We start from the raw sequence: 1,405 nt of genomic DNA, 5'->3' as shown, positions 1-1,405 counted from the left end.
AATTACCTGTGGACATGAAGATTCTCCTTTGCTTATTTTGTGGTGATTTAAGTATAACGAATCTTCATGTCTTTTTGTATTTTCAGAAATTACTGGGTGTTGCAATTCATCTTACAACACACCAATAAAAAAATAGGTAAAAAAACAAAAAAACTATTGACAGATTTTGAAAAGTGGTGTACATATAAATTAGAGTTAGCACTCAACGACAGAGAGTGCTAATGACGAGGATAAAAATAAGTAAAGGAGTGATTATCATGGCAGGATTAATTCCATTCAACAGAAAGCAAAATGATATAATAAATACTGGTTTTGAAGATTTTTCCAACATGATTGATGACTTTTTTACAGGTAGCTGGCCATTGCAAAGAAGTTTAGCAGCAGATACATTTAAGATTGACATTCAGGATAATGATACAGAGTACACAATTGAAGCAGAACTTCCAGGAGTAAAGAAAGAAGATGTAGAGATTACACTTAACGAAGGAAGACTCAACATTTCAGTGAAAAAAGAAGAAGTTTCTGAAGATAAAAACAAAAAATATATTCATCGTGAAAGAAAATATGCTCAGATGTCACGAAGCATATTGCTTGCAGATGCAAATGAAGAAAGTGTTCAGGCAAAACTAGAAGATGGTGTATTGACAATTAAGGTACCTAAAAAGGAACAGGTCGACACCTCTAAACGCATCATGATCGAATAATGAAAGACAGTACATTAGCACGCTGGCACAACAACATGCCGGTGTGCTAATGCTTTTTAATTGAGAAACAATAGCGTAAGTTCATTGGGATAAACATCTGAATTAATATAGAATAAAATATAGGTGGAAATCAATGGTATTAAAAACGTAGTAAGCGGTGAATAGCTAGGTACCTGTGAGTCCTGGCGGCCTCCTGTTAAACTTAAGATATCTTAAGTACACAGGAGGTTTTTAATATGGAAAAGAACAAACAATAGTACCCAAAAAAAGTATGAATTGTTCAGGATATATTCTTCACCAAATTCTTCTGTAGCCAATTCTAGTATTTCTTCGTCTACACGTACATTCCGTTTGCTTAACACTTCTTTACTATAGATTGCTCTAAGTGTAAACCGTCAGGCTTTTTTACTGTCTAAATTTAACTAGCACCACGCGTATGAGTATTAGTCTCTTAAATTAAAATTGGTCTGGAAAGTAACTTGTCAATTCAAGTTCTTTATCAAGGGCTATTAAATAAGGAACCTTGTAGGGAAATCAATTCATTTTATGAAATTGATTTCTCTTTTGTTTAAACAAAATTATCCTAATTATTTCTAATTGATTCTATAGTCAAGTCCATAATCCTGTGTAAAATACTATACAATGTTTTACTGGTCTCTCATTGATCAAACTTAATATATTTTCTTGTAGAACTAAGCCAT

General features: G+C 32.6%; 1 protein-coding gene. It reads left to right on the top strand.

Translation table 11 applies throughout. The annotated features are described in order from the left end of the window. Positions 1-257: 257 nt before the first annotated feature. Positions 258-704 (top strand): Hsp20/alpha crystallin family protein, encoded by a 447-nt coding sequence (locus tag G470_RS0111675; protein WP_028274944.1) that lies wholly within the window; start codon positions 258-260, stop codon positions 702-704. Positions 705-1,405: the final 701 nt, after the last annotated feature.

Origin of the sequence: Atopococcus tabaci DSM 17538 (genome assembly GCF_000429585.1) — a bacterium.
In the GTDB taxonomy this organism is placed as follows: Bacteria; Bacillota; Bacilli; order Lactobacillales; family Carnobacteriaceae_A; genus Atopococcus; species Atopococcus tabaci.
Note: the sequence above shows the minus strand (reverse complement) of the source record. Positions and strands in the feature narration are given on the sequence as shown.